The sequence below is a fragment of the Nannocystis bainbridge genome, from assembly GCF_028368995.1.
Classification (GTDB): domain Bacteria; phylum Myxococcota_A; class Polyangia; order Nannocystales; family Nannocystaceae; genus Nannocystis; species Nannocystis bainbridge.
Map to the genome: position 1 here is coordinate 1,261,714 of NZ_JAQNDL010000002.1, position 26,646 is coordinate 1,288,359.

Here is a 26,646-nt window from a genome sequence, read left to right on the forward strand (position 1 = left end):
GCGGGGTGAGCGAGGCGCAGGTGAGGCTCAAGATCCTGGTCGCCCACGAGCGGCTGGCGCTCGGACAGGCGATCGGCCGGGTGCTGGCGGCGCAGGGGTTCGTGGCGGTGACGGTGACGGACACGGCGGCGGCCGAGCAGGCGATGCGCGCCGACATGTTCGCCGCGTTGGTGCTCGACGTGGCGTTGCCGGGCGGCAAGGCGTGTCACGAGCTGATCCAGCTGGCGAAGTCCGAGCTGCCGGCGCCGATCCCCGCGGTCGTGCTGGTGGCGTCGGTGTTCCGCAAGACCAGCTACAAGCGACGCCCGACCCAGCTGTACGGGGCCGACGATTACGTCGAGATCCATCGCCTCGGCGATCAGCTGCCGGGCAAGCTGTGGCACCTGCTCGGCGGCGATCCGGGGGCGATGCCCGGGCTCGTCGAGGCGGAGGCGGTGCTTTCGACGATCCAGGACGAGGGCGATCAGCGGCTGTTCGAGCAGCGCGGGCGCACGCTGCGGCTGTCCGAGCTGATCGTCGCCGACCTGATCCTGTACGCCGGCGATCGCGTGCTCACGGCCACGACGCAGGCCGAGGCCCGGGCGCTGCTGGCCGGCGATCTCGAGGCGGCGCGGCAGCTGTTCCGCCAGATCAATCCGGTCCCGCTGGCGCCGGGCGTCGATCCGATCGGCGCCGCCTTCGACGACATGATGCGGATGTTCAACCTCGATCCCGGGGAGCCCTCATGAACGCGCTCCGCTCCGATCTCGCGCGCTGCATCGAATTCTTCGGGAGCGAACGCTGGCGCGAGCGCAAGGACGCGTCCCGCGACTTGCTGGCGGCGGTCCGCGAGCAGCCGCCCGCGCCGGACCAACTGGCCATCCTCGTCGAACAGCTGCTCGACGGGCTGGTGACGCCGGACTCGGTGGCACGCCGCTCGGTGTGCCACGAGGTGCTGACGGGCATCGGTCCTTCGGTGGTGCCGGCGATCCGCCGGCGACTCCGGGTCGGTGGGGTCGGGTCACGCATGGTCGTCGATCTGCTCGGCGACGTCGGCGGGGCCGACGACGTGCCGCTGCTGGCGGCGATCCTCGGCGCCCCGGGCGACGACAACGTGCGCGCCTCGGCGGCCGCGGCCCTGGGGGTGCTCGGCGGGGCCGAGGCCGAGCGCGCGCTGGCGAATGTCCTTTCGGACAGCTCGGAGATGCTGCGGATGTTCGCCCTCGACGCGCTGGCCCGCCTCGGGGTGGTGGTGCCGCCGGCGCGGCTGAGCGGGCTGCTCGCCGATCCGGTGACGCGGCGCGCGGCGGTGGCGGTGCTCGGGTACAGCGGCGATCCGGCGGCGGCGAGCCAGCTGGTGCAGTTTCTGGGCGATCCGATGCCGGGGGTGCGCGCGGCCGCGGCGGTGGCGGTGGTGCGGCTGCACGCGACGCTGTCGCTGCGCGGCGATCCGGTGGCAGTCGCGGCGGCGCTGGCGGAGCGCGACGGCGAGCCGCTGCGCCAGCGGATCCGCGAGCTCGTCGAGCACCGCCAGCTCGAGGTCAAGCTCGCGGCGCTGGCCCTGGCCGGGGCGCTCGGCGACGTGCGCAGCCTGGCGCATGTCCTCCGGGCCATGTCGGATCCGGAGCTGCGCGAGCGCGCGGTCGAGTTCGCGGCCGGGCTCGGGGCGGCGGCTGTACCTGTCCTTGTGGACATGGTCGAACAGACAGCCCCCGAGGCGCTCGGCGATCTGTTCTTGCTGGTGAGCGGGCTCGGGCCGGCGGGCACGCACCCGCGGCTGGTCGAGGCGTTGACGGCGGCGCTGGCCGGTCCCGACGCCCACGCGGCGTGCATGGCCGCGACGGCGCTCGGCAAGATCGGCGGGCTCGAGGTGATCGCGCCGCTGGCCCGCGCGCTCGCGCTCGAGGGTCCGGCGGGCGAGGCGGCGGCGGTGGCGTTCGCGGCGGTGGCCGGGCGAGCGCTCGGGTCGCGCCACGCCCGGGTCGCGCCGCATCTGCCGGCGGAAGCGGGCGGGGGGGCGCTGCTGCGCAACCTGTGCCGCGCGTTCGGCATGCTCGGTCGCGGCGGCGACGTCGGCTTCGTGGCGCCGCTGATCGCCCGGCTCGGCGATAGCGACGTCGGCGTGCGTCTGCTGGCCGCACGAGCGCTGGGCCAGATCGGCGGCGAGCACGAGGGCGCGGCGGCGCTGGCCCTGGCGCTGCAAGACGAGGACGCGGGCGTGCGGGCGGCGGCGTCCCGCAGCCTGGGACAGATCGGCGCGGCGGAGTCGGTGCCGGCGCTGCTGACCGCGTCCCGTGACCCGAGCTCGTCGGTGCGCGCCGCGGCCGTGCAGGCGCTGGTCGGGCTCGACAACCCGATCGCGCTGACGCGGCTGCGCGAGGTGGTGCTGGCCGACACGGCGCCGGCGGTGGTGATCCAGGCGATCGCGGGGCTGAGCCGCTCGGGCACCGATCAGGATCTGGTGATGCTGATGAGCCTGTGCCGCGCGCCCGATCACGAGATCGTGAAGGCGGCGGCGCGCGGGCTGGCCGGCTGTCGCGGGCATCGAGCCACGGCGGCGGTGCTCGGGCTGCTCGAGCACCCGCGCTGGGACGTCCGCTGGGCGGCCGCCGAGGCGCTGGGCGAGCGCGGCGACACGACCGCCTTGCACCCGCTGCGCCGCGTCCACGCCGTCGAGCCGGATCCGCTGGTGCGCAAGGTGCTGGCGGGCGCGGTGGCGCGGCTCGAGACGCGCGCGGCCGAGCAGGCGGCGGTCGACGGCGAGGGAGCGCCCACGGCGTGAACACGCGGGCTTCCGGCGGGATCGAGCCCCCGGTGCGCGTGCGCATCACGCCGGAGGAGTCGCGGCTGCTGGCGGAGCTGATCCTCGAGTACTGCGGCGTGCTGCTCGCCAGCGACGCGGGGTTCTTGCTCGAGCGCCGGCTGGCGTCGCGGCTCGACCACCTGAGCCTCGGGTCGTATCTCGAGTACTACCACTACCTCAGCTACGACCTCGGCGGGCCGGTCGAGCTGCTCGAGTGCATCGAGCGGGTCACGACCCACGAGACTTACCTGTTCCGCGAGCAGTTTCAGCTCGACGCGTTCGAGCGCGAGATCCTGCCGGTGCTGCTCGGGCGACGGGGGGCGCGCGCACCCGTGGTGTGGAGCGCCGGCTGCTCGACCGGCGAAGAGGCGTACACGATCGCCGCGCTGCTGGCCGAGACCGCCCGCCCGGGGGCGCGGGTGATCGGCAGCGACATCAGCCTGCGCGGGGTCCGGACGGCCGAGGTCGGGATCTACGGGCCGAGCAGTTTTCGCACGACCCCCGAGGAGCGGCGGGAGCGCTACTTCGAGCCGCTCCCGAGCGGGCAGTGGCGGGCCATCGAGCCGCTGCGGCGGATGTGCACCTTCGTCCACCTCAACCTCCTCGACACCGCCCGGTACACCGAGCTCGGCGCCATCGACACGATTTTCTGCCGCAACGTCCTGATGTATTTATCGAGCCAGGCGAGGCGGCGCGTGGTCGAAGGGTTCTACGACGCGCTGGTGCCGGGAGGCTACCTGTTGCTCGGACACTCGGAGAGCCTGATCAGCGTCCCGGGGCGCTTCGACCTCGTGAACCTCAGCAACGACCTCGTGTATCGCAAGCCGGGTTAGAGGAACTGCGATGGACGGCCATAAGCTGCGCGCCCTGGTAGTCGACGACTCGGCCTACAACCGGCAGACGATCGCCGCGATGCTCGAGCTCGATCCGGGCGTCGAGGTCATCGGCCGCGCCTCCAACGGCAAGGAGGCGCTGCGCATGGTGTTCGACCTCCAGCCGGACGTCATCACGCTCGACCTCGAGATGCCGGAGATGGACGGCTTCTCGTTCTTGCGGGTGCTGATGGCCAAGAAGCCGCTGCCGGTGATCGTCGTCAGCGGCCACGCCGAACGCGACCATGTGTTCCGCGCGCTCGAGCTCGGCGCGCTCGACTTCATCGCCAAGCCGGGCCGCCACATCGGCCCCGACCTGCGCACGATCCAGGAGGACCTGCTGGCCAAGCTGCGCGTGGTAAGGCGCCTCAGCGTGGTCCGCCTGCTGCAGCGCGCGCAGCACCTGGCCGAGCAGCGCGGCGAGCGGTCGACGCTCGAGGTGCCGGCGTTCGACAGCGGCCGCTACGAGCCGCAGAAGCGCCGCGGGCCGCCGCTCGGCGTGCTGGGGATCGCGGCCTCGACCGGCGGTCCGCCCGCGCTGCAGCAGCTGCTGTGCGCGCTGCCGGTGACGCTGCCGATCGCCATCCTCGTGGCCCAGCACATGCCGGCGCGCTTCACCCGGGCGTTCGCGGCGCGGCTCGACAAGATCTGCTCGTTCCAGGTGTGCGAGGCGACCGATCAGCAGGAGCTGCAGGCGGGTGTGGTGTACATCGCCCCGGGCGCGGCCAACCTCGAGGTCGACGCCGGGCCGACCGGCGTGCGCGTGCGCGTGCGGCCGCCGCGGGGCGGGGCGACGATCGTCCCGTCGGGCGACCTGCTGTTCAAGACGGTGTCCGACCTGTTCGGGCCTCGCTTCTGCGCGCTGATCTTGACCGGCATGGGCAGCGACGGGCGCGAGGGGGCCGAGCTGGCCAAGCGGCTGGGGGCGACGGTGCTGGCCGAGGATCCGAACACGGCGGTGATGCCGGGCATGCCGGCGGCCGCGATCGACGCCGGCGTGGTCGACTCCGTGCTGTCGCTCGAGGAGCTGCCGGTGGCGATCCAGCGGTTTGCAGACGCCTGCCGACCGCGGCCGGAAGAGCTGCCGCGGTAGCGCCCGGGGGCTGCGGGGCTCGCCGGGCGGCGGGCAGCCCGCGATGGCGGCGCTGCAGTTCGTCATGCGAAATCACCCCCAGGAGCTGGCGCCGGCGGGCGCCCGTCCGGCCTTGAGGCGTGATACCTTCGCCCCGATGCGTGCGCAGGACGCCGGCCAGGGGGACCTTCACGACAAGACCCGGGCGGCACTTCATGAATTTTTCGGACGCGGGGAGGCCTTCGTCCGCCAACTCATCGCCGAGAACGAACGCCTGCGCGGCGAACTCAACGAAGCGCAACCCGATCGTCCGGCGCGACCGGAGCTGACGCCGGGCACGGTGATGGAAGGCCTCATCGGCCGCATCGTCGAGCTCGAAAAGGCGCGGGGCGCTGCAGCGGAGGCGGGGGCGCCGGCGCCGGCCGGCGAGGTCGCTCGCCTGCGCGATCGCCTGGTCCAGCTCGAGGACGAGAACTACCACCTCGCGTCGATGTACGTCGCGGGGCTGCAGTTCCACGCGTCGCGGACGATCGGCGACGTGCTGCAGACCACCACCGAGATCCTGCTCAACTTCATCGGCGTCGGCGCCTTCACCCTCTACCTCGTCGACGAGGAGCGGCGCGTGTTGTTCCCGATCGCGCGCGAGGGCGGAGAGATGGACGAGCTCGTCGAGATCGAGATGGACGAAGCGAGCCCCGCGGCGCAGATGGTCCAGCGGGGACGCCCGTGGACCCGCGGAGATCCCGCATACGCGTCGGACGACGTGATCATGTATCTTCCGCTGGTCAGTGGACGGCGGCTCGTCGCGGTCCTGCGGCTCGAAGCGTTTCTGGCGCAAAAGCCCGGCTTCGAGGACAATGACTACAGCCTCCTCTCCATGATTTCCGAACACGCCGGCATCGCCATCGAGTCGGCGTGGATCCGGGCTCACGCCAAGGCGGTCGCGCTGCAGCGGCAGGCCGTAGAACACCTCCTCGGATCATGACCCAGGACACCCAAACTCGCCGGCTCAACGCGTTGGTGGTCGAAGACAGCCCACCGATGCGGAAGATGATCGTGTTCGCGTTGTCGCGGATCCGGGAGCTCAGCGTGGTCGAGGCCGACGACGGCGTCGACGCGCTCCGCCGCCTGTCGGGCACCAAGTTCGACATCATCATCACCGACATCAACATGCCCATCCTCGACGGGCTGAAGCTCGTCAAGCGCCTGCGGGCGGACGAGACCTACCAGGACGTGCCGATCATCATCATCACGACCGAGGGGGCCGCCGAGGACCGGCAGCGCGCGCTGGCGCTGGGCGCCAACGCGTACATCACCAAGCCCATCCAGGCCCCGGCGGTCATCAAGCTGGTGCGCGAGATCCTCAACCTGGAGGAGCGGTGACCCCAGGCCGCCGCGCCGGGCCTCGCGGGGCCGGCGGCGAGGCGGCGGGTGCTGGTCGTTCGGGCAGGTCCGAATGGACAGGTCCGAAACGACAGGCAGGGGGGCGACCGGGAGCTGGTCGTTCGGGCAGGTCCGAAGGGACAGGTCCAAAACGACAGGCGGAGGGCGGCTCGCTCGCGCGGGCGATCGAGGCGTACCTCGAGCACCTGAAGGTCGAGCGGCGGCTGCGGCCCAACTCGCTGCTGGCGTACGGCGGCGACCTCGAGGCGTTCGCGGCCCACGCGGAGGCGGCGGAGGTCGAGGCGCTGGCGGCGGTGTCGCCGGCGCTGTTGCTGCGCTTCGCGGTCGGGTTGGCGCAGGCGGGGCTGTCGCCGCGCAGCCAGGCGCGGCGGCTGACGGCGGTGCGCGGGCTGTTTCGGTTCCTGCGCGAGGAGGGCCAGCTCGAGGTCGACCCGGCCCAGGCGCTGCGCCTACCGAAGCTGCCCAAGCGCTTGCCGGAGCTGCTGAGCCGCGGCGAGGTCGAGGCGCTGCTGGTCGCGCCGGGGCAGGACGGCCCGCTGGCGCTGCGCGACACGGCGCTGCTCGAGCTGCTCTATGCGACAGGTTGCCGGATCTCCGAGGCCCTCGATCTGACCCTCGATCGGCTCTACCTCGATCAAGCGATTGTGCGGCTCACCGGCAAGGGGGACAAGCAGCGGCTGGTGCCGCTCGGCTCGCCCGCGATCGCGGCGCTGCAGGCGTGGCTGACGAGCGGACGACCGGAGTTGGTGCGCGGCTCGCTGCGCTGGGTGTTCGTCAACCATCGTGGGGGCAAGCTGTCGCGCGTGGGTTTCTTCCTCAAGCTGCGGGAGCACGCGCTGGCGGCCGGCATCACGCGCCCGATCTCGCCGCACAAGCTGCGGCACAGCTTCGCCACGCATCTGCTCGAGGGCGGCGCCGACCTGCGCGCCGTGCAGGCGCTGCTCGGGCACGCGGACATCGCCACGACGGAAATCTACACGCACGTGACGCGCGACCACCTGCGCGAGCGCCACAAGCGGCACCACCCGCGGGCGTGAAGGCAGCGCCGACGCGAGCGGCGTGATGGGCGAGGACCCGCCGGCACGCACGACGGGGGCGCGCTGCCGGGGCGGGCTCACGATCGTGAGCCCGCGAGCGTGGGGATGGGCGTGAGGTGTTCGAGGCGCGAGCGGCGGCCGGACGGCCAGAGCCGTGCGCGACGCCGGGACACGTGGCCGCGAGATGGCGGAATGGACATGGCGGAACGGGCATGTCCGATCGGTCATGTATGCTCCGTGTCGGCGGGCGCGGACGGGGCGGCGGGGCCGGAATTTGCGCCGGCTCACGCCGCCAGGGGGCCGGGTCTGCGAGCGCGGGGGCCCGAGGTTTGACTCGGGCGGGCGCGGGCGGTAATTTTGTAGGGTCCCGCTCTCGCGGGCCTCTCGCCGTGGATCGCGCCTTCTCCCAAATTGCAGTGCTCGGTCTGCTCGGCGTCCAGGCCGCCGACGTCCGGCGCATGCTGGTCTTCGTCGTCTGCCTGGTGCTCGCCACGGCGGTTCACGAGTTCGCCCACGCCTACACGGCCGACCGCCTCGGCGACCCGACGCCCGGGCGCGAGGGTCGCCTGACCCTCAACCCGCTGGCGCACGCCGACCCGATCGGCACCATCGCCCTGCCGCTGTTCGCCGGGCTGACGCACGCGCCGCTGTTCGGCTGGGGCCGGCCCGTCAACACCCAGCCCCGCTATTACAACCGCAAGCTCAGCATGCGCGGTGGCATGGCGCTGGTCGCGTTCGCGGGGCCGCTGTCGAACATCCTGCAGGCGCTGCTGGTGGCGCTGCTGGTCCTGGGCCTGGTGGCGGGCGGCGTCAGCCCCGACGCGCACGCCAGCGTGTTCGGGGTGCTCGGCCTGTTCTTCATCATGAACATCACGCTGGCGGTGTTCAACCTGCTGCCGGTGCACCCGCTGGACGGCGGCAAGGTGCTGGCGTGGCTGCTCCCGTCGCGCGCGCAGGCGGTCGACGATTTCCTGGCGAAGTGGGGCTGGGCGCTGCTGCTGGCGCTGCTGCTGTCACCCGCGCTGGCCATGATCTTTCAGCCGGTGATGCAGCTGGCGTACAAGACCATGGCCCTCGTCGACGTCCGCTGGCTCGCCGCCCTCGCCGAGCTGCTGGGGCGCTGAAGCGGGCGAGAGCGAGCAAGAGCGGGCGATGGAGCAGGGAAGCACGGGCCTCGGCGAGGGCGCTCCTCGCACGCGCGAGCGCAAAGGCCCTTCGAGCCCGGTCTATTCGGTCGAGCTCGAGGTGTTCGAGGGCCCGCTCGACCTGCTGCTGCACCTGGTGCGCAAGCACGAGCTCGACATCCTCGACATCCCGATCGCGTTCGTCGCCGAGAAGTACCTCGCGTACCTCGACGTGATGCGTCAGCTCGACCTCGAGATCGCGGGCGACTACCTGGTGATGGCGGCGACGCTGGCCTACCTGAAGAGCCGCGAGCTGCTGCCGCCCGAGCCGCGCGCCGGCGAGGCGGGTCAGAGCGAGGAAGACGAGGGCGAGGACCCACGCGAGGCGCTGATCCGCCGGCTCGTCGAGTACGAGCGGTTCAAGCAGGCGGCGGCCGAGCTCGACTCGCTGCCGATGTCGGGCCGCGACGTGTTCGCTCGCGGCGCCGAGCTGGTGATGCCGCCGGTCGATCCGGGGCTCGCGCCGGTGTCGCTGTTCAACCTCGCGGAGGCGTACTACCGCGTGCTCACGCGCGCGAAGGTGAAGTCGACCCACGAGGTCCAGATCGAGGCGGTGACGGTGGCCCAGCGGATCAAGCAGCTGGCGCTGATCCTCGAGGAGAAGCCGCACTTCGAGTTCGAAGAGCTGTTCCTGAACCGCACCTGGGGCAGCGAGCGGGAGCTGCGGGCGATGGTGGTAGTGACCCTGATGTCGATCCTCGAGATGGTGAAGCTCGGGGTGGCGGGGGTGCAGCAGCCGCTCGACAGCACGACGATCCGGATCTACCGCCGCGCGTCCGCGGAGCAGACGCAGGCGGCGCTGGCCGACTACGACGAGGACGAGAGCTTCGGCGCGCCGAAGCCAAAGGCCGGCGAAGAGGAAGGCGCGCCGGCGAAGCCGCGCGAGACCGGGGCGTCGCGCGCAGCGGCGGAGGCGGAGCTCGATGCGGTCGAGGAGGCCGCGCTGCTGGCGGAGGCGCTGGCGTCGGTGCAAGAGCCCGAGGAGCCTGTCGTCGGCTACGCGGACGAGAGCGAGGATGTGGCGGCGAACGACGCCGCGAGCGAGTATGACGACGAGCCACGCCCGGCGCCGCGACGCAGCCGGAGCGAGGGCCGCCGGCCTGTGCTCGAGGACAGGGACGAGGCGATCGAGGAGACGGCGGACGAGCGCTTCGTGATCGTCGAGGGGTCGAGCGCCGAGCCGCCGCGCGAGCACGTGAGCCGGTGGGGACGGGGCGCGGACGAAGCGGAGGAGCAGCGGGCCGGCGAGGAACTGTTGGAGCCCGGGGCGACGGCGGTGGGCGAGGATGTCCCCGGGGACATGTCGATCTCGGGGGAGCCAGGCGGAGTCGAGGATGTCCTCGGGGACATGTCGACTGCGGCCGAGGATGCCCTCGAGGACATGCCGGGTGCTGATGCGTCGGGCGAAGATCTGTCCGCGGGTCCTGAAGATGGCCTTGTCGCGGGTGCGGGCGGAGAGATGCCCGGGGATTCGCTGGAGGCCGAAGATGTCCTTGAGGACATGCTGGCTGCGACGGACGAGACGGTCGCAATCGAGGATGTCTCGGAGGCGTTGCCGGACACAGGTGTCGCGGAGGGCCTCGAGGGTCTCTCCGGAGCGGACGATGAGCCGGCCGGGTCGGTGGAGGCCGAGGATGTCCTTGGGGACATGCCGTTCGGGGACGACACGGCAGCAGCGACCGAATCGGGGCTGATCGCGGAGCTTGCGAGCGAGTCGGGCGAGCTGTCGAGCGCTGAGGACGAAGAATCGCCGCGCGGCGAGGATGACCTCGGGGTGCTGACGGTCGATGTCGCCGAGGACGAGGGCGACGGACGCGCATCGTTCGGCGAGCCGGAAGAGGGCGGCGGCCTGGATGTCCCTGAGGACACCTCCGTCATAGCGAGTGACGAGCGACTTTCGGCTGAAGACGAAGGTTTCTTTGAAGAAATTGCACGCGGCGTCGCGGTCGGAGCTGCGGAGGAACCACAGGAGAAATCCGAGAGCGACGAGAGCGCGGGGGCCGATGCTGGGGTCGCAGACGAGGCGCTCGCTCAGGGGGGCCTTGGTACTGGCTGGAGAGCGGGCGATGAGCCGGCCGCGTCGGTGAGGGCCGAGGATGTCCTCGGGGACATGCCGCTCGCCGACGACCAGGCAGCAGCAAGCGAGTCGGGTGAGCCTTCGGGCGCAGCGGACGAAGAGTCGCCGCGTGGCGAGCTGGACCTCGAGGCCCTGCCGGCCGACTTCGCCGAGGAAGATAGCGACGGACGCGCATCGGCAGGGGCGGACCTGGATGTCCTCGAGGACGCATCCGGCTCCGCGGCGGGCGAGCGCCTCCTGGTTGCTGAGGAAGGTTCGTCGGCTGAAGCCGTTGCTCGCAGCGTCGCGGTCAGAGCTACCGAGGAGCCGCGGGAGGATGTTGAAAGCCTCGAGGGCGCGGCGATCGATGCTGGCTTCGCTGGCGAGGAGTCCGTCGCGGGCGAAGTCTTTGCCGACGCAGTGACGGAGGCCGCCGAGGAACTGCCGGAGCAATCCCGGAGTGACGCGAGCGTGGCGGAGGATGCGGGCTTCGCTGGCGAGGAGCTCGCCGCGGACGAAGTCATCGCCGACGCGGCGACGGAGGGAGCTGAATCCTCCAATGCCGGCGAAGGTGCCATGGCGCGCGGGGACGCGACGGAGGCCGCTGGAGCGGCTGACGGCGATACCGTGACTGTCGCAGACGTGGCGACGGAGGCGGCCGGATTTGCGGATGCGGGCGAAGACCCGGTCGTCGATACGGGGGATGTCGCTGACAGCGTCCCGGAGCGGTTGGCCGAGGCGCTGCTGCCGGAAGTTGCTAGCGACGAAGATGTCGTGACGGCAGATGCCGTCGTGCCGACGGAAGTCGCGGAGCCCGCCGACGGAGAGCGAGATGCGGCGGACGTCGCTGCCGGAGAGCGGCGCGAAGATGTCCTTGAGGACATGTCTGATGTCGCGGTTCGGAAAGCCGAAGCGGTCCCCGAAGACGGCGAGGCGGGAGATCCAGCCGACGCCGGGCGCGAGACGACCGACGAGAAAGAAGCTGTCCTTTCAGACAGCGACGAAGAAGAGGCCGGCGGGTTGTTCCTCAACACCGGCGAGGGCCTCGGGGGCCGCGAGCTCGGCGACGTCGATGACGATGAGGATGACGCGCAGTGACGGCGGCCGTGACAGGGGGTAGGAGATGGTGAAGCCGCGCAAGACGGGCCTGAAGGCCCCTCCGCGGGTGCATGCGGGCGAGAGCGTGCCGGCGGTCGAGGCCGATGCGCCCGAGCCGACGGCGGAGGCGCCGGAGGCCGAACCCGACGAGCTTGCACAGGCCGAGGTCGACGCCGCGGAGGACGTGACGGACGAGGATGCTTCTGCGGTGGCGCAGGAGGGACCCGTCGAGGACGCGGCAGAGGCAGGGGCGAGCGATGAAGCTGCGGAGGCCGGTGAGCCAGCCTCCGAGGAAGAGACGCGCGAGGCGCCGTCGCGCCCCGTCCGCCGCGGTCGCAAGGCTGCGCGCAGCCAGAGCGCGGCCAGCGAGGCGACCGCGGATAGCGAGCCACCGCGGAAGGGCCGGCGGGGCCGCAAGGACCGAGCGAGCGCGGGCGATGGGATCGTCGGCGAAGACAGCGAGGTCGAAGCGGGGTCGACTGCACCCGCTAGCGGGCCGGACGAGGGCGAGGGCAGCGACGAGAAACGTGCAACGGTCGAGGGATCGGAGCTGGCCGATGAGACAGGTGCTTCTGGATCTGGCGAGGGGCGAGCGCTAGACGCTGACGACGCGTCAGCCGTGGTCTCGGGTGATGCGTCGCGGGCGACCGAGGAGGCAGCCGCTTCGCAAGGGAGCGAGGGCAGTGGTTCGTCCGATTCGCAGGTGTCCGAAGGGACAGATTCCCCGGGCGCCGGCGACGATGCCCGGGTGGAGGATCCTTCGGGCGCAACGGGTGAGGCTGCGGCCGAGCTGGCCGAAGGAGCAGGTCCGGAGGATGCGATCGCGGCGGCGCTGGCTGCCGCCTCGACGCCGCGGGCCGCCACCCCGGGGGTGGTGCTCAGCGACGAGCTGCCGATCGACCCCGACGACGACCTGCGCGGGATCGAGGGCGAGGCATCGGCGCGGCTGGTGTCGATCCTCGAGAGCCTGCTGTTCTCGGCGGCCAAGCCGTTGTCGGTGAAGGACCTGCGCAAGGTGCTGCAGGAGACCAGCCAGCGGCAGATCCAGCTGGCGCTGCGTCACCTGCTGGACGTGACGAGCTCGCGCGGGGTGGTGCTCGCGCAGGTCGCGGGCGGGTTCCAGTTCCGCACCCACCCGGAGAACGCGGTGTGGGTGCAGAAGATGCTGCAGGCGAAGCCGGCGAAGCTGAGCCGCACGCAGATCGAGACGCTGGCGATCGTGGCTTACCGACAGCCGGTGACTCGTCCGGAGATCGATGACATCCGCGGGGTCGACAGCGGCGCGGTGTTGAAGTCGTTGCTCGAGCGCGAGCTGATCCAGATCGTCGGCAAGAAGGACGAGCCGGGGCGCCCGCTGCTGTACGGGACGACCGTGCGGTTCCTCGAGTTCTTCAATCTCCGTGGGCTGCGCGACCTGCCGACGCTGCGAGACTTCCGTGATCTGTCCGAGGAATCCAAGGCGACCGTGCGCGAGCGCCTCGGTGACTTGCAGATCGCAGAGGCGCTGGGTCAGGAGGTGCTGGGGTTCGCCGGTGCCGAAGGAAAGGTCCCAGAGGACATGACCCCGGGGACAGGTGCGGAGGTGCCGGGGGGCGCGGCCGGGGAAGGTGCGGGCGGCGAAGCGTCGAGCACGGGCGCGTCGCAGCTTGAAGATGCGAGCCCGCAGTCTGCGGAGACGGGCGAGGACGGAGGCGTCGTTGCCTCAGGCGAGCAGGCGGAAGACGCGGCGAGCGGTGAGGCGGCGAGCGCCGGTACGGGCGAAGCCGCGGATGATGCAGGCAGCGCGAGTCGCTCCCACGACCTGAGCCCAGCGGATGCGGACGAAACCGCAGGAGCGCGTGGCTCGGGAGAACAGCGTCCGCCCGACGATACGGATGGTGTGGGCACGGTCGGCGATGCGGATGACGCGGGGGCGACCCGTGACGCGCGGGACGCCGTTACGGTGGATGAGGCCGACGACGCGGCGGCGACGGGGGACTCGGAGAGCCTCGGCACGGTCGTCGATGCGGATGAGGCGGGAGAGCCGGAGGACTCGCGGGCTCAGAATGCGATCGACGACGAGCACGCGACGAGTCACCCGGACTCGGAGGACGAGTCCGGTGGCGACGCGGAGGACGCGGGCGAGTCGGATAACTCGGGGGAGCCCGGTACGATTGACGCTGTGAGCGACGCTCGCGCGGCGAGGGACCCGGACTCGGAGGACGAGTCTGGTGGCGACGCGGCGAGTGAGGCGGCCTCGAGGCCGGACTCGGAAGACGCGTCTGGCGAAGCGGATGCGGTGAGTGACTCGGTCTCGGAGGATGCCGCCGGCGGTGACGCGGACGCGGCGGACGAGTCGGAGCTCGAGACTGCGGACGACGCGGACGTGGCGAGCGGCTCGGAGAGCGAGCCCGCGGACGACGCGGAGACGGCGAGCGGCTCGGACGATGAGCCGGCGGACGACGCGGAGGCGGCGAGCGGCTCGGACGACGAGTCTGCCGACGACGCGGACGTGGCGAGCGACTCGGAAGTCGAGACCACGGGCGACGCGGACGTGGCGGGCGACTCGGAAGTCGAGACTACAGACGACGCGGACGTGGCGAGCGACTCTGACGACGGCGCTGAGGACGACGGCGTGACGAGCGAATCAGCCGCGGACGACGCTGATCCAGACGACGCGGCTGCGCGAGTGGATGGCGATCGGAAAGAAGCCCCCGAGTCGGGCGACGACACGCATGGCGGTTCCGGCTCCGCGGAAGAGGGAGAAGGACCGGGACTGAACCGCGACGACGCCCTTGAAGCCGCGCCCAGCGACGACGAGGAGGAGACCGCTGCGATCACCGATCGGCGGGTCGAGCTCGACGATGAATTCGTGACGCGAGTGGACGCCGACGAGCTCAGCGAACATGATCCTGAGGACATGTCAGGGGATGCCGCGTCGGAGCAGGACGAGGACGCGAGCGCCAGCAAGCCGGCGGATCGCGCCGAACAAGATGACGAGGACGGTGAGCACGGGCTCGCCGACGAGGACGGCGAGCGTGAGCTCGCCGACGAGGGCTCCGAGGAGCGCGAGGCATTCGACGGGGCGGTCACGCCTCGTCGGAAGCCGCGCGAGCCGGGGGCCGAGGATGAAGATGCCGAGAATTGAGCCGCGAGGCGGCGCGAAGGAGCAGCGAGCATGAAGCGAACGACCAACCAGGGCAGGGCCAGTGGAACGAAGGCCGCCGCGCGGTCGCAGGGCGCCCGAAATCAGGGCAAGCCACAAAGCCGCCGAGACGCGGCAGGGGCCGAGCGACCCGCGGGCAAGGGCGGCGCGGGACGAGCTCGTCCCGCCGGAGCCGCAGGGCGCGGGCGTGCCGGGGGCGAGACCCGAGGCGGCGCAGGTCCAGCAGGGCGAGACAGGCCGGGGCGCCGGGGTGCCGAGGGCGCGGAGACCGACGGCGCGTCGGCTGGCCGCAAGGGCAGGTCCGATGCGCCAGGTCGTGGCGAGCATGTTCGAAAGGACATGTCCCGTGGCACAGGCGCGCCGGGGCGCGGGCGCGGCGGCACGGCCGCGGGCGCCGACCGCGACGGCGGGACGCGGACCCGGGGCGGGCGTCCTGAGGAGACCGCGCAGCGGCGGGCTGTCCGCGGGGACAGGTCGGAGTCCGCGGGCCGGGCTGTCCGTGGGGACAGGTCGGAGTCCGCGGGCCGGGCTGTCCGTGGGGACAGGTCGGAGTCCGCAGGCAGGGCCGGCCGGGGGCAGTCCAAGGGGCAGGCCGTCCGTGGCAGCAGAGCGGAGCCCACGGGTCGCGCTGGCCGAAGGGACAGGACCGAGCCCACGGGGCGGGCTGGCCACAAGGAGTTTGCGGGGCGAGCTGCCCGCGGGAACAGGTCGGACTCGGCGGGTCGTCCTGGTCGTGGGGACAGGTCGAGCGCCGGCAGAGCCGCGCGCGAGGACCGGGACGACGCCGGGACGCATGAGGCTGTCCGTGGGGACAGGCCGGCGGCGCGCGGCGCGGCCCGCTCGGCCGGCCGCGAGTCGGCGGGTGACGGCGAGCGGGCAGTCCGCGGGCGCAAGCCTGAGGGTCGAGCCGCCGCGCGCGCAAACGGGGCGCCGCGCGGCGCCCTCCGCGGCCCGACCGGTCGGGCCGCGGCCCGCGGCGGTGCGGCTGCCCGTGGCGACGGGTCGCACGAGCGCACCGGCGCGGCCGGCGGTGCTTCCGGGAAGCCGAAGGCACCTGCCTCGAAGGCCAGCAAGGCTCGCGGCAAGGCGGCGGGCAGCGCGGCGCCACGCGGCCTGACGGACGCGGTGGGGCTGCGCCAGGCGGAGCGGACGGCGGCGGAGCGGACCGGGGCGAAGACCCGGGCGAAGAAGGGGATCGCGGCCGCGCCGGAGATCCTGCGGCCCCCGAAGTTGCGCCTGCAAAAGGCGCTGGCGGCGGCGGGCGTGACCTCGCGGCGCAAGGCCGAGGATCTGATCGAGGCCGGCGCGATCAAGGTCAACGGCAAGCGGGTCACCGAGCTGGGTTCGAAGGTCGATCCCGATCGCGACGTGATCGAGGTCCGAGGCTCGCGCATTCAGCTGGAGAAGAAGGTCTACTTCCTGCTGAACAAGCCCGACGGGGTGGTGTGCTCGGCGGAGGGGCCGAAGGACAACGAGGGGCGGCCGACCGTGCTGTCGCTGTTCCCCGAGCTGCCGCAGCGGATCTACCCGGTCGGTCGCCTCGACTTTCACAGCCGCGGGGCGCTGATCCTGACCAATGACGGCGATCTCGCGGCGGCGTTGACCCACCCGCGGCACGAGATCCCGAAGACGTACCACGTGAAGTTCCAGGGCAAGCTCACGGAGGACGAGCTCGGCACCCTGGCCAACGGGGTCACGCTCGAGGACGGGACGGTCACGCGCCCGGCGGCGGAGGTCAGCGTCATCAAGGACACCGCGACCAACAGCTGGGTGCAGATCACCCTGCAGCAGGGCCTCAATCGCCAGCTGCGCCGCATGGGCGAGGCTATCGGCAGGCCGGTGCTGAAGCTGATCCGCGTCGCTATCGGCGGCCTCACGGCGGACGGACTGGCAGATGGTGAGTTTCGTCCGCTGACCCCGACCGAGGTCTACGACCTCATGGCGGCCGCTTCGCCGGCTGCGGCGCCCGCCGCCAAGGCCCGGGCCCAGGGCGGCGCCGGGGATTCACCCGCGAGCACGGGCGGCCGGGCGCGTTCCCGGCTTGCGCCGGGGAAGCGGGCGGGGTAGTGTCCGCGCCCGCTCGTCGTTCAGGACCCGCAGGGTCGTGAAGACAATTTCCGCCAGGACTTCGTATGGCCAAGAACTCTCAAGTTTTGCGCGACAAGAAGCGCGACAAGCTGATCAGCAAGTACGCCGCCCGCCGCAGCGACCTGCGCGACAAGCTCAAGGACCCGAACATCGACATCGAGGACAAGCTCACGATTTCGGCTCAGCTCACCAAGCTGCCGCTGAACTCGTGCCCGACCCGCAAGACCCGACGCTGCATGCTGACGGGCCGCTCCAAGGCGGTCTATCGCAAGTTCGGCCTGTGCCGGAACATGCTCCGTGAGCTCGCCCTCAAGGGCGAACTGCCGGGCGTGACCAAGTCGAGCTGGTGAACTTCTCGCCCGCCGCAGGAGAGTCATGAAGTCCGGAATCCATCCCAGCTACCGCAAGGTCCTGTTCGTCGACGCCTCCTCGGGTGACGAGTGGGTGTCCTACTCGACGATGACCGGCGGCGACTCGCGCGCCCACAAGGGCGAGGATCTCCCCGTCGTTCGCGTCGACATCTCGTCGTTCAGCCATCCGTTCTGGACTGGCCAATCGCGCGAGGTCGACACCGAGGGCCGCATGGACCGCTTCCGTCGCCGCTACAACGTCAAGGGCGGCCCCTCGGCGGCTGCCGCGGCCAAGCCGGCCGCTGCAGCCCCCGCTCCGGCGCCCCTGAAGGCCGAGCCGGTCGTCGCCGCCGCCAAGCCGGCCGCGAAGGCGAAGAAGAAGTAACTCCGTCGGACCTGCCCGGTCCGGCGACGTTCGAGCTTCACGCGCGTCATGACCTCCGGGTCGTGATGCGCGTTCGCTTTGGGTCGCTGCCAGGTCGTGGCCGCCGGTGCGCCGAGACCGTGCGGGGTTGACCGCGAGCCGAGGCTCGCGGCTCCATCGCCCGTCTCAAGGCCGAGACCGTGCCGGCTTTGACCGCGAGCCGAGGCTCGCAGGCTCATCGCCTGTCTCGAAGACCAGGCGATCGTCGGCGCGGCGGCGAGGGCACGGGCCTGTCCCGAAGGGCAGGTCCCGGGTTCACGCTCAGACGCGCAGGACCTGGGCGGCCCAGGTGAAGCCGGTGCCGAACGCGGTCATCGCCACCAGGTCGCCGTCCTTCACGCGACCGGCGGTGCGAGCCTCGTCGAGCGCGACGGGGATCGTCGCGGCCGACATGTTGCCGTAGCGATCGACGATCGAGACCATCTTCGCCGGGGCGATCGCGGTGCGGGCCCGCGTGGCCTCCATGATGCGCGTGTTGGCCTGGTGCGGGATGAGCAGCGAGACCTCCTCGGGGGTCACGCCGGCGCGCTTCAGGGCCTCGATGGCGCCCTCGCTCATGGCGGTGACGGCGTGCTTGAACACGGTGTTGCCCTCCATGTGCACCGTGTGGGCCCGGGCCGCGACGCTCTCGGCGCTGGCGGGCTGACGCGAGCCACCGGCGGGCTGGTAGAGCACGCGAGCGAGGGTGCCGTCGGCGCCCCAGGCCGAGCCGAGCAGGCCGCGATCTTCGTCGCAGGCCGTGAGGATGGCCGCGCCGGCGCCGTCGCCGAACAACACGCAGGTGCTGCGGTCCTCCCAGTTGACGACCCTGCTCATCACCTCGGCGCCGATGACCGCGGCCGTGCGTGCGCCTCCGCCGGCGATCAGGCTGGCCGCGAGCTCCATGCCGTACAGCCAGCCGGAGCAGCCGGCGCTGACGTCGAAGGCCGCAGGGCCGCGCAGGCCGAGCTTGTGCTGCACCCAGCAGGCGGTCGACGGGAACAGCGTGTCCGGGGTCGAGGTGGCGACGATGAGGACGTCGATCGCGCCCGGATCGAGGCCCGCGGAGCCGCACGCCGACAACAACGCCTCGGCGGCGAGGTCGGAGGTGGCGACTTCGGGGGCCGCGATTCGACGCTCACGAATTCCGGTCCGCTCGACGATCCACTGGTCGGTGGTGTCGATCATCGTCTCGAGCTCGGCGTTCGTCAGCACTCGCGGCGGCAAGGCGCGCGCAGTGGCGAGGATCTTGAACCGGCGCATGCGTCACCTGCTAGCTCACCCTGCGACTGCACGGCAATCAAAAGGGATGTGCGGCAGCGCCGGCCGTGGAGCGATGGAGCCAACACACGCGGTTTTGTAGGCAATTGCCGGGAGATGGCTCGGGGCTGGTAGACTGGCGGGGCCATTTTGCCCCTCGCCCGTATGCGCTCTTCTCTCTCTGTTTGCGCACTCCTCCTGGCGGCCTCGACCCTGTTCGCCTGCGCCTCGTCGCTCGACAAGGGCCGCGTCGCACGCAACGCCCACGACGACGTCAAGGCCGAGCAGTACCTCCGCAAGTCGATGGCGAGCGATCCCGAGGACCGCGCGGCCGCCCAGAAAGAATTGGCGTCGCTCAAGTTCGCCCAGGCGCAGGCCAAGGCCAAGCAAGATCCCGCGGCCGCCGAGGCGCTGGTGCGCGAGAGCTTGACGCTGGCCCCGGGCGACGAGAAGGCCGTCGATCTCCTCGGCCGCGTCGTCCACGCGCAGGGCCGCCTCGACGAGGCGATCAAGATCCTCGGCGAGGGCGACGGCAAGTCCTGCGACATGTGCAAGCGCTACCTCTCGGTGCTGCTGCTCGAGCGGGCCGGCAAGCGCGAGGCGGCCAAGGACTTCGAGGGCGCGCGCGCCGACTACTCGCGGGCGACGGAGCTCATCCCCGACGCGATGACGGCGCTGGCGGTCGCGCGCAGCAGCGAGCAGCTCGGCGATCTCGAGGGCATGACGCGGGCCATCGAGATGGCGGTGCCGCTGATCCGCCCCGACGACACCGCGGCGCAGACGGAATTCCTCGGCTTCCGCGAGCGGACCGTGATGGCCGCGGCCGGCCGCGGGGACGTCGCCACCTGCGATCGCTGGCTCGCCTTCTTCCCGGCGGGCGCCGGCGGCGACGGTTGGTACGTGTTGCAGCTGCGCGTCGCGCAGGAGCTGTACCGCCAGAAGAAGATCGACGTCGCCGTCACGCGCGCGCGGACGATGCTCGGTTCGACGCACACCGACACGCTGCCGGCCAACCGCAAGGCCGAGTTCCAGCGCTTCCTGGCCGACATCTATCGCCTGCAGGGCGTCGGTTATCTGCGCGAGGGCAAGCTCGCCGAGGCCGACGACAACTTCCGCCTGGCGATGGAGTTTTTGCCGGGCGACGACAAGATCAAGCTGCTGCGGGCGCTGGCGATCGGCGGCAACCACGAGATCGGCAAGGCGATCCAGGTCGTCAACGCGCTGCCGAAGGACACCAAGGGGCACGCCGAGGTGCTGGCGATCCTCGAGAGCATGCAGGTCGCCGATCGCCTGGCCGACGGCGACGTCGACGGGGCGAAGGCCGCGCTCGCGCGCGCGCAGGCGGCCAGCGCGGAGACGCCCGAGGTCCACGTGGCGATGGCGGAGATGCTGGTCATCACGCCGGCGGCGGGCGTCAACAAGGGCATCGTCCGTCAGCTCAAGAAGAGCGGGATCGTCAAGTACCCCAACGACGAGGTCAACCGCTACGGCGAGGCGCTGTCGGAGCTGGCGTGGGCGCGCGAACAAGCGCGCGGGCTCGGCGAGGGCTACCTGTTTCGCGGGCCCGGGATCGACGCGCGCATGGCCAACCTCGACCGTCAGCTGCGAGCCTTTTACCCGTTCCCGGTCGAGTTCAACGCCGACAGCACCGCCATCCTGAAGATCCGCTTCAAGAGCGGCGCGTCCGGCGAGGTCGGGGTCAAGACCGACAGCGGGGAGCAGACGGTGCGGGTCCCTGCGGGCAGCGAGGGCGCCGAGGTCATCGTGCGCGACCCGGGCCTGACGTACTTCCGCATCAACGGGAAGGTCTCCAGCTTCGTCACCGAGCCCTACACCCGGGTGACGATCGACCTGTGACGGCGACGCTGCTGAGCTCGCCGGATTTCGATCGCCGCTGCACGACGCGCCGGGCCTGATAGACTCGCGGCGATGCAGCCCTGTCCCTATCGCAAGATCCGCCCGCTGGGCGAAGGGTCGATGGGGGACGTCCACCTGTGCGTCGACGTGCAGCAGCGGCGCCTGGTGGTGGTCAAGTGGCTGCGGGCCGAGCTGCACGAGGGCAGCCAGGCGGCGGTGCGGTTCCGCCGCGAGGCCGAGCTGATGGCGGGCGCCAACTTCCCCGGCGTCATCAAGGTCGAGGAGTGGGGCCTGGACGAGTTCGGTCGCACGTGGATGGCGATGGAGTTCGTCGACGGGCTCATGCCATCGGCCGTGGTCGGGCCCGGTGATTGTTGGTCGGTGCACCGGCTGCTCGCGGGCGTGGGCCAGGGGCTCGACGACCTCCACGGCCTCGGCGTGGTCCACCGCGACCTCAAGCCGGAGAACGTGCTGCTGCGGAGCTCGGTCGACGGCTGGGAGCCGGTGATCATCGACCTCGGGATCGCCAAGTGGCTGGCGCAGGAGACGGCGACCGCGAGCGGCTCGGTGTTCGGCACGCCGCACTACATGAGCCCGGAGCAGTGCCGCGACACCAAGCACGTCGGGCCGGCGACCGACCGCTACGCCGTCGCGGTCATCATCTTCGAGCTGATGGCCGGGCGCCGGCCGTTCGAGGGCCGCACGATCCCGGAGCTGCTCCGGCAGCACCTCGAGTCGCCCGTGCCCGAGCTGCAGATCCCCAAGCGCGTGCGCTCCGGGGCGATCCGCGACACCGCGGCCAAGGCGACGTACCCGTCGCCCAACCTCGACGCGTTCATGCGCAAGGCGATGGCCAAGGAGCCGCGGCTGCGGTTCGGCAGCGGCAAGGAGATGACCGACGAGTTCGAGCGCGCGGCCAAGGCCGACGGGCTGTGGGAGATCCCCGACCCGTCGGACATGACGCCGCTGTTCCCGGCGCTGACCCACCCGATGGCCGAGATCATCATCGACGGTGAGTCGCGCCAGCGCTTCGACGTGCGTCACGGGCCGCTGGTGCTCGGACGTCACGAGTCGTGCCAGGTGGTGCTCGGCTCACCGCGGCTGAGCCGCCTGCACGCGTGCGTCTACCTGCACCGCGGTCGGGTGTGGGCCGCCGACCTGCACAGCCAGAACGGGACGCTGTTCCAGGGCCGCGCGCTGCAACCGGGCGTGCCGATGCCGTTCCCGCCCGGGGGGCAGACGGCCGTGTTCACGCTCTACAACCGCAACATCGCCGTCCGCCTGTGCACCACCACGGGGGCGTGAGCCCGGCCGCGTCATGGCGGGCGGGGACGACGCGGCTGCGGGACATGTCCGGAAGGACAGGGCAGTCGAGGATGCTTCGGGACATGTCCTGAGGGACATGAGTGAAGATGCTCCGGGACATGTCCTGAGGGACAGTGACGAGGATAACTTCGGACATGTCCCGAGAGACAGCCATCCCGCGCTCGCGGCGGGACATGATTTGCGGGCCCCGGGTGGCGGGGGGGATGCTTCGGCTCTGGGTCGGCGCGCTGCCGTCTTGCTGTTCGGGCCGGCGATCGCGTGGACGCTGGTCGCTGCGGCCGGGCTCGGATGGGCCGGGGCGCGGGCGGACGCCTGGGGGCCCGCGCCGCGCCGCGATGCGCCGGTGGTCGGCTCCGAGGCGTGTCTGGCGTGCCACCCGACCCAGCACGCCAGCTGGTCGGCGACGTATCACCGGACGATGACGCAGCGCGCCGAAGGCGAGGCCGTGCTGGCGCCGTTCGCCGGCGAGCACGTCGACCACCTCGGCTTCCGCGCGACGATGACGCGCAGCGCCGCGGGCCGCCCGCACGTGCGCGTGAGGCCGCTCGACGACGAGGGGCGCGAGGTCGGCGAGCCGCTGCTCGATGTCGAGGTCGTGATGACGGTGGGCAGCCACCGCTATCAGCAGTACCTGGCGCAGATCGACCGCGGCGGTGGGCCCGGCGAGGTGTGGCGCCTGCCGGTGGCCTGGCACGTCGCCACGGCGCGGTGGATCCCGATGAACGCGGCGTTCCTCGAGCCGGAGGGCGCGCGGGGCGACGCCGAGGCGTACCTGCGCCACCTCAGCCGCTGGAACGACAACTGCGTGCTGTGCCACAACACCGAGCCGCGGCCGGGGATGGCGCAAGAGACAGGTGAGGCGCCGCGCTTCGCCACCACCGTGGGCGAGCTCGGGATCGCGTGCGAGGCCTGCCACGGGCCGGCGGGCGCGCACCTGCAGCGGCACGCCGATCCGTTCCGGCGGCTGCTGGCCGGCGGGGCAGGGGACGGATCGATCGCGCACCCGGGCCGGCTGGTGACGCGCGACGAGAGCGGGGTGTGCGGGCGCTGCCACGGCAACCGGATCAGCGCCGACGTCGCGGCGGTGCTGCGCGAGGGCGACGGGTTCTTGCCCGGGACGGACCTGGCGGCGGTTTCGCGCCCGATCTTCCGCGACGCGACGGTCGGCGGCGAGGCGCTGTTCGCCGAGCGCTTCTGGCCCGACGGGACGCCGCGCCTGTCGGCCTACGAGTACCAGGGGCTGCTGCTGTCGCCGTGCCACCAGGGCGGCCGTGAGGGCGGGCTCGGCTGCGACGACTGCCACGCGATGCACGGCGACGAGCCCGACATGCAGGTCCGCGGCGATCGCAAGGGCGCGCGGGCCTGTACTTCGTGCCATGTCCCCGAGGACATGTCCTCAGGGACACGTCACGGAGGACATGGCCCCACGGTCACGTGCCAGGGCTGCCACACGCCGCGGATCACCTACGGGCTGCTCGAGGGGATGATCGGCCACCGGATCGCGGTGCCGCGGCCGCAGGCGTGGATCGGGCGCCACGACCAACCGGACGCGTGCACGCAGTGTCACGTCGACCGCAGCCGCACGTGGGCGGCGGAGGCGCTGCCGCGGCTCGGGTTCCCGGAGGCGGGTCCGCTGCCGCCCGCGGCGCCCGACGAGGGGTGGGGCTCGCGGGTGCAGCTCGACCTGGTCGGCGGCGATCCGCTGCAGCGGGTGCTGGCGATCCACGCGCTGACGCGGCCCGAGGTGCCGGTCGCGGCGTCCGAGCGGCGGGGGTGGATCACCGACGCGCTCGACGACGAGTACCCTGCGGTGCGGTGGTTCGCCTGGCGAGCGCTGGGGGAGCTCGCGGCGCCGGAGCAGCGCGCGCTGGTGGCGGCCTACGATCCGCACGCGGAGGCCGAGCGTCGGGTACCGGCCGCGGACGCCCTGCGCGCGGCGTTCGGGACCGGGCCGTTCAGCCCCGAGCAACGTGAGGCGCTCGAGGCTCGGCGCGAGCAGACGGTGCTGTGGATCGGCGAGTGAGGGCCGCTCGTCGCGGGCCCTGGAAGCCCGCGCTCGCCCTGCAGGCGTCCGGGCCGTGAACTGAAGATTTGGCGGGCGAGCGGCCTGCGGCTAGATTCGCCCCGTGCGCGCCGAACGGCACCACCGGCTCTCGCTCGCCTTGCTGGCGGTCTTCCTCGCCTCGGGGCTGTGGCTCGAGGCGATGATCGGGCTGCGCGCGGCCGGGTGGGTCGACGATCCGCTGCGCCGCGAGTTCCTCCGCCTCGGCCACGCGCACGGCGGGCTGCTGGCGCTGGTCAACCTGGCGATCGCCTGGTCGCTCGGGCAGCTCGCCACGCCCGAGGCCTGGGCCGGCAAGATCCGCATCGCCGCGCTGCTCGGTGCCTTGCTCGTCGGCGTCGGCTTCATGGCCGGCGGGCTCACCCACGGACCGACCGACCCGGGGCCGCCGATCCTCGTGGTGCCGGCCGGGGCGCTGCTGACTCTGGCCGCGGTGATCGCCACGGCGCTGGTCCGGCCCACCGATCGCCCGCCGGGGAGCTGAGCGCTCAGGCGGCGGGCGACCGAAAGCCGACCGCCTGCCTCACGCGTCCTCCCCATCGGGTGTCCGAAGGGGCATGTTCGAGAGGACATGTGCTTTCGACCCAACGAAAACGGCCGGGCTGGTGGGCCCGGCCGTCGTCCTCGCGTCGCCGATCAGGAGGGCTCGGCGACCAGGCCGGTCGGGGGGACCGGTGACGGCTTGCGGCTCGGCTCGCTGGCGGCCGTCGGGGCGCTGTTGCGGGCGCGGACCGGCGGCAGCGGGCGACCGTCGATGACCATGGCGACCTCGACGGCGGACAGCACCTCGCGCTCGAACAGGGCGCGGGCCAGGCGCTGGAGCACGTCCGACTTGGTGGTCAGCAGCTCCTTGGCGAGCGTGTACTGCAGGGTGACGATGCCGTGGATCGTCTTGTCGATCGCCTGCGCCGTCGACTCGGAGTAGTTGGGCGACTGCTGGATCTCGCGGCCGAGGAAGGGCTGGCCTTCGGCCTTGGTGTAGGCGACCGGACCGAGCTCGTCGCTCATGCCCCACTCGCACACCATCTTGCGGGCGAGGGCGGTGGCGCGTTCGATGTCGTTGCTGGCGCCGGTGGTCTTCTGGCCGTTGAACGCGATCTCTTCGGCGATGCGGCCGGCCATGAGGATGGCGATCTGGGCCAGGGCCTGCTCGCGGTCGAGGCTGTAGCGGTCCTCTTCGGGCAGCTGCTGGGTGACGCCGAGGGCGCGGCCGCGGGGGATGATCGTGACCTTGTGGATCGGGTCGACGTGCTCCTTGGGCAGGCTCATCGCCACGAGGGTGTGGCCGGCCTCGTGCCACGCGGTGGTCCAGCGCTCCTTCTCGGAGATGATGGCGCTCTTGCGCTCGGAGCCCATCAGGACCTTGTCCTTGGCGCGGTCGAAGTCGTCGTCGTGGACGCGGTCGCGGCCGTTGCGGGCGGCCATCAGCGCGGCCTCGTTGACGAGGTTCTCGAGGTCGGCGCCGGAGAAGCCGGGGGTGCCGCGGGCGATCAGGCTGACGTCGACGGTGTCGTCGACCGGGACCTTGCGGGTGTGGACCTTGAGGATCGCCTCGCGGCCGCGCACGTCGGGCAGGCCGACGATGATGCGGCGATCGAAGCGGCCGGGGCGGAGCAGGGCCGGGTCGAGGACGTCGGGGCGGTTGGTGGCGGCGACGAGGATGACGCCGTCGTTCGACTCGAAGCCGTCCATCTCGACGAGCAGCTGGTTGAGGGTCTGCTCGCGCTCGTCGTGACCGCCGCCGAGGCCGGTGCCGCGGTGACGACCGACGGCGTCGATCTCGTCGATGAAGATGATGCAGGGGGCGTTCTTCTTGCCCTGCTCGAACAGGTCGCGCACGCGCGAGGCGCCGACGCCGACGAACATCTCGACGAAGTCGGAGCCGCTGATGCTGAAGAACGCGACGCCGGCCTCGCCCGCGATGGCCTTGGCGAGCAGGGTCTTGCCGGTGCCCGGAGGGCCCATCAGCAGCACGCCCTTGGGGATCCGGCCGCCGACGCGCAGGTACTTCCGGGTGTCGCGGAGGAAGTCGATGATCTCCTCGACGTCCTCGCGGGCCTCGTCGACGCCGGCGACGTCCTTGAAGGTGACCTTGTTCTGGTGCTCGTTGAGCAGGCGAGCCTTGCTCTTGCCGAAGTTCATCGCTCGCCCGCCGCCGGCCTGCATCTGGCGCATGAACACGACCATCAGCACGACGATGAAGATGAGCGGCAGGTACATCAGCGCGAACTGCAGCAGCGCGCTGTCCTCCTCGGGCTCGACGCGGTAGTCGATCTGCTTCTCGCTCAGCTTCTGGTACAGGTTCTCGGCGACGGGGCCGGTGGCCTGGTAGGTCTTGCCGTCGAGGTCGTACGAGATGTCGACGTAGCTCGGGTGGACCGCGACCACCATGTTCGAGCTGTGCTTGAGCGACCCCCAGTCGCGTTCGACCGTCTCGACGAACTTCGCGTACGAGATGTTGACCACCTCGTGGCTGGTGTTGAACATGTTGGCCAGCGCGAGCACGCCTACGATCAGGCCGAGCCACACCAGAAGGGTCTTCGTCTGCTGTTTCACGGTGAGAAGGTTCCAGAGCCGTGCCTGGAGCTTTGCGAGCATAGCGGAAGACGGATCGCCCGGCCAGCCGCGCAGGTCCGGAACGCGCACGCCG

Annotated in this window: 19 protein-coding genes; 17 read left to right on the forward strand and 2 right to left on the reverse strand. The window is 71.7% G+C overall.

Annotated features, from left to right (window positions below):
- Positions 1–20: 20 nt before the first annotated feature.
- The 13 genes from POL25_RS22630 to POL25_RS22690 all read left to right on the forward strand — a co-directional run bounded on the left by POL25_RS22630 (position 21) and on the right by POL25_RS22690 (position 17,473).
- On the forward strand, positions 21–728 hold the full coding sequence (locus tag POL25_RS22630) for a response regulator transcription factor (protein WP_272088217.1): 708 nt from the start codon (positions 21–23) through the stop codon (positions 726–728).
- Positions 725–2,761: a HEAT repeat domain-containing protein gene (locus tag POL25_RS22635; RefSeq protein WP_272088218.1), complete on the forward strand. Its 2,037-nt coding sequence runs from the start codon at positions 725–727 to the stop codon at positions 2,759–2,761. Before POL25_RS22630 ends, POL25_RS22635 begins: the two co-directional genes overlap by 4 nt.
- The gene (locus POL25_RS22640) at positions 2,758–3,615 is read left to right on the forward strand and encodes a CheR family methyltransferase (protein WP_272088219.1); all 858 of its coding nucleotides are present in this window, start codon (positions 2,758–2,760) and stop codon (positions 3,613–3,615) included. The genes POL25_RS22635 and POL25_RS22640 overlap by 4 nt, the downstream gene beginning before the upstream one ends.
- A 10-nt stretch (positions 3,616–3,625) precedes the next feature.
- Entirely contained in the window at positions 3,626–4,747 is a 1,122-nt protein-coding gene (gene cheB, locus POL25_RS22645) for a chemotaxis-specific protein-glutamate methyltransferase CheB (RefSeq protein ID WP_272088220.1), read from the forward strand.
- Between the two features lie 43 nt (positions 4,748–4,790).
- Complete coding sequence (locus tag POL25_RS22650) at positions 4,791–5,711, forward strand: GAF domain-containing protein (protein WP_272088221.1); 921 nt, start codon at positions 4,791–4,793, stop codon at positions 5,709–5,711.
- A complete protein-coding gene (locus tag POL25_RS22655; protein WP_272088222.1) occupies positions 5,708–6,109 on the forward strand; it encodes a response regulator in 402 nt (133 codons plus the stop codon). Before POL25_RS22650 ends, POL25_RS22655 begins: the two co-directional genes overlap by 4 nt.
- The gene (locus POL25_RS22660) at positions 6,106–7,167 is read left to right on the forward strand and encodes a site-specific tyrosine recombinase (protein ID WP_272088223.1); all 1,062 of its coding nucleotides are present in this window, start codon (positions 6,106–6,108) and stop codon (positions 7,165–7,167) included. The genes POL25_RS22655 and POL25_RS22660 overlap by 4 nt, the downstream gene beginning before the upstream one ends.
- Before the next feature lie 389 nt (positions 7,168–7,556).
- On the forward strand, positions 7,557–8,291 hold the full coding sequence (locus tag POL25_RS44475) for a site-2 protease family protein (protein ID WP_272088224.1): 735 nt from the start codon (positions 7,557–7,559) through the stop codon (positions 8,289–8,291).
- Positions 8,292–8,319: 28 nt separating this feature from the next.
- The gene (locus POL25_RS22670) at positions 8,320–11,505 is read left to right on the forward strand and encodes a segregation/condensation protein A (protein ID WP_272088225.1); all 3,186 of its coding nucleotides are present in this window, start codon (positions 8,320–8,322) and stop codon (positions 11,503–11,505) included.
- Between the two features lie 25 nt (positions 11,506–11,530).
- Positions 11,531–14,632, forward strand: a complete 3,102-nt coding sequence (gene scpB, locus POL25_RS22675; RefSeq protein WP_272088226.1) for an SMC-Scp complex subunit ScpB — start codon at positions 11,531–11,533, stop codon at positions 14,630–14,632.
- Positions 14,633–15,775: 1,143 nt separating this feature from the next.
- On the forward strand, positions 15,776–16,717 hold the full coding sequence (locus tag POL25_RS22680) for a pseudouridine synthase (RefSeq protein WP_272088227.1): 942 nt from the start codon (positions 15,776–15,778) through the stop codon (positions 16,715–16,717).
- A gap of 65 nt (positions 16,718–16,782) precedes the next feature.
- Complete coding sequence (gene rpsN / locus POL25_RS22685; RefSeq protein WP_272088228.1) at positions 16,783–17,088, forward strand: 30S ribosomal protein S14; 306 nt, start codon at positions 16,783–16,785, stop codon at positions 17,086–17,088.
- A gap of 25 nt (positions 17,089–17,113) precedes the next feature.
- Positions 17,114–17,473, forward strand: coding sequence for a type B 50S ribosomal protein L31 (locus tag POL25_RS22690; RefSeq protein WP_272088229.1), 360 nt, complete (start codon positions 17,114–17,116; stop codon positions 17,471–17,473).
- A 300-nt stretch (positions 17,474–17,773) separates the two neighbouring features.
- On the opposite strand, the gene POL25_RS22695 is transcribed toward POL25_RS22690, so the two are convergent.
- Complete coding sequence (locus POL25_RS22695) at positions 17,774–18,754, reverse strand: beta-ketoacyl-ACP synthase III (RefSeq protein ID WP_272088230.1); 981 nt, start codon at positions 18,752–18,754, stop codon at positions 17,774–17,776.
- A 162-nt stretch (positions 18,755–18,916) separates the two neighbouring features.
- Between POL25_RS22695 and POL25_RS22700 the strand changes: the two genes are divergently transcribed.
- The 4 genes from POL25_RS22700 to POL25_RS22715 all read left to right on the forward strand — a co-directional run bounded on the left by POL25_RS22700 (position 18,917) and on the right by POL25_RS22715 (position 24,480).
- Positions 18,917–20,608, forward strand: coding sequence for a tetratricopeptide repeat protein (locus POL25_RS22700; protein WP_272088231.1), 1,692 nt, complete (start codon positions 18,917–18,919; stop codon positions 20,606–20,608).
- Between the two features lie 72 nt (positions 20,609–20,680).
- Positions 20,681–21,913, forward strand: a complete 1,233-nt coding sequence (locus POL25_RS22705; RefSeq protein ID WP_272088232.1) for an FHA domain-containing serine/threonine-protein kinase — start codon at positions 20,681–20,683, stop codon at positions 21,911–21,913.
- Positions 21,914–22,010: 97 nt separating this feature from the next.
- Positions 22,011–23,957: a cytochrome c3 family protein gene (locus tag POL25_RS22710; RefSeq protein WP_272088233.1), complete on the forward strand. Its 1,947-nt coding sequence runs from the start codon at positions 22,011–22,013 to the stop codon at positions 23,955–23,957.
- A gap of 103 nt (positions 23,958–24,060) precedes the next feature.
- A complete protein-coding gene (locus POL25_RS22715; RefSeq protein WP_272088234.1) occupies positions 24,061–24,480 on the forward strand; it encodes a hypothetical protein in 420 nt (139 codons plus the stop codon).
- Between the two features lie 152 nt (positions 24,481–24,632).
- Here the strand turns inward: POL25_RS22715 and ftsH are convergent, their stop codons facing one another.
- The gene (gene ftsH / locus POL25_RS22720) at positions 24,633–26,552 is read right to left on the reverse strand and encodes an ATP-dependent zinc metalloprotease FtsH (RefSeq protein ID WP_308477897.1); all 1,920 of its coding nucleotides are present in this window, start codon (positions 26,550–26,552) and stop codon (positions 24,633–24,635) included.
- Positions 26,553–26,646: the final 94 nt, after the last annotated feature.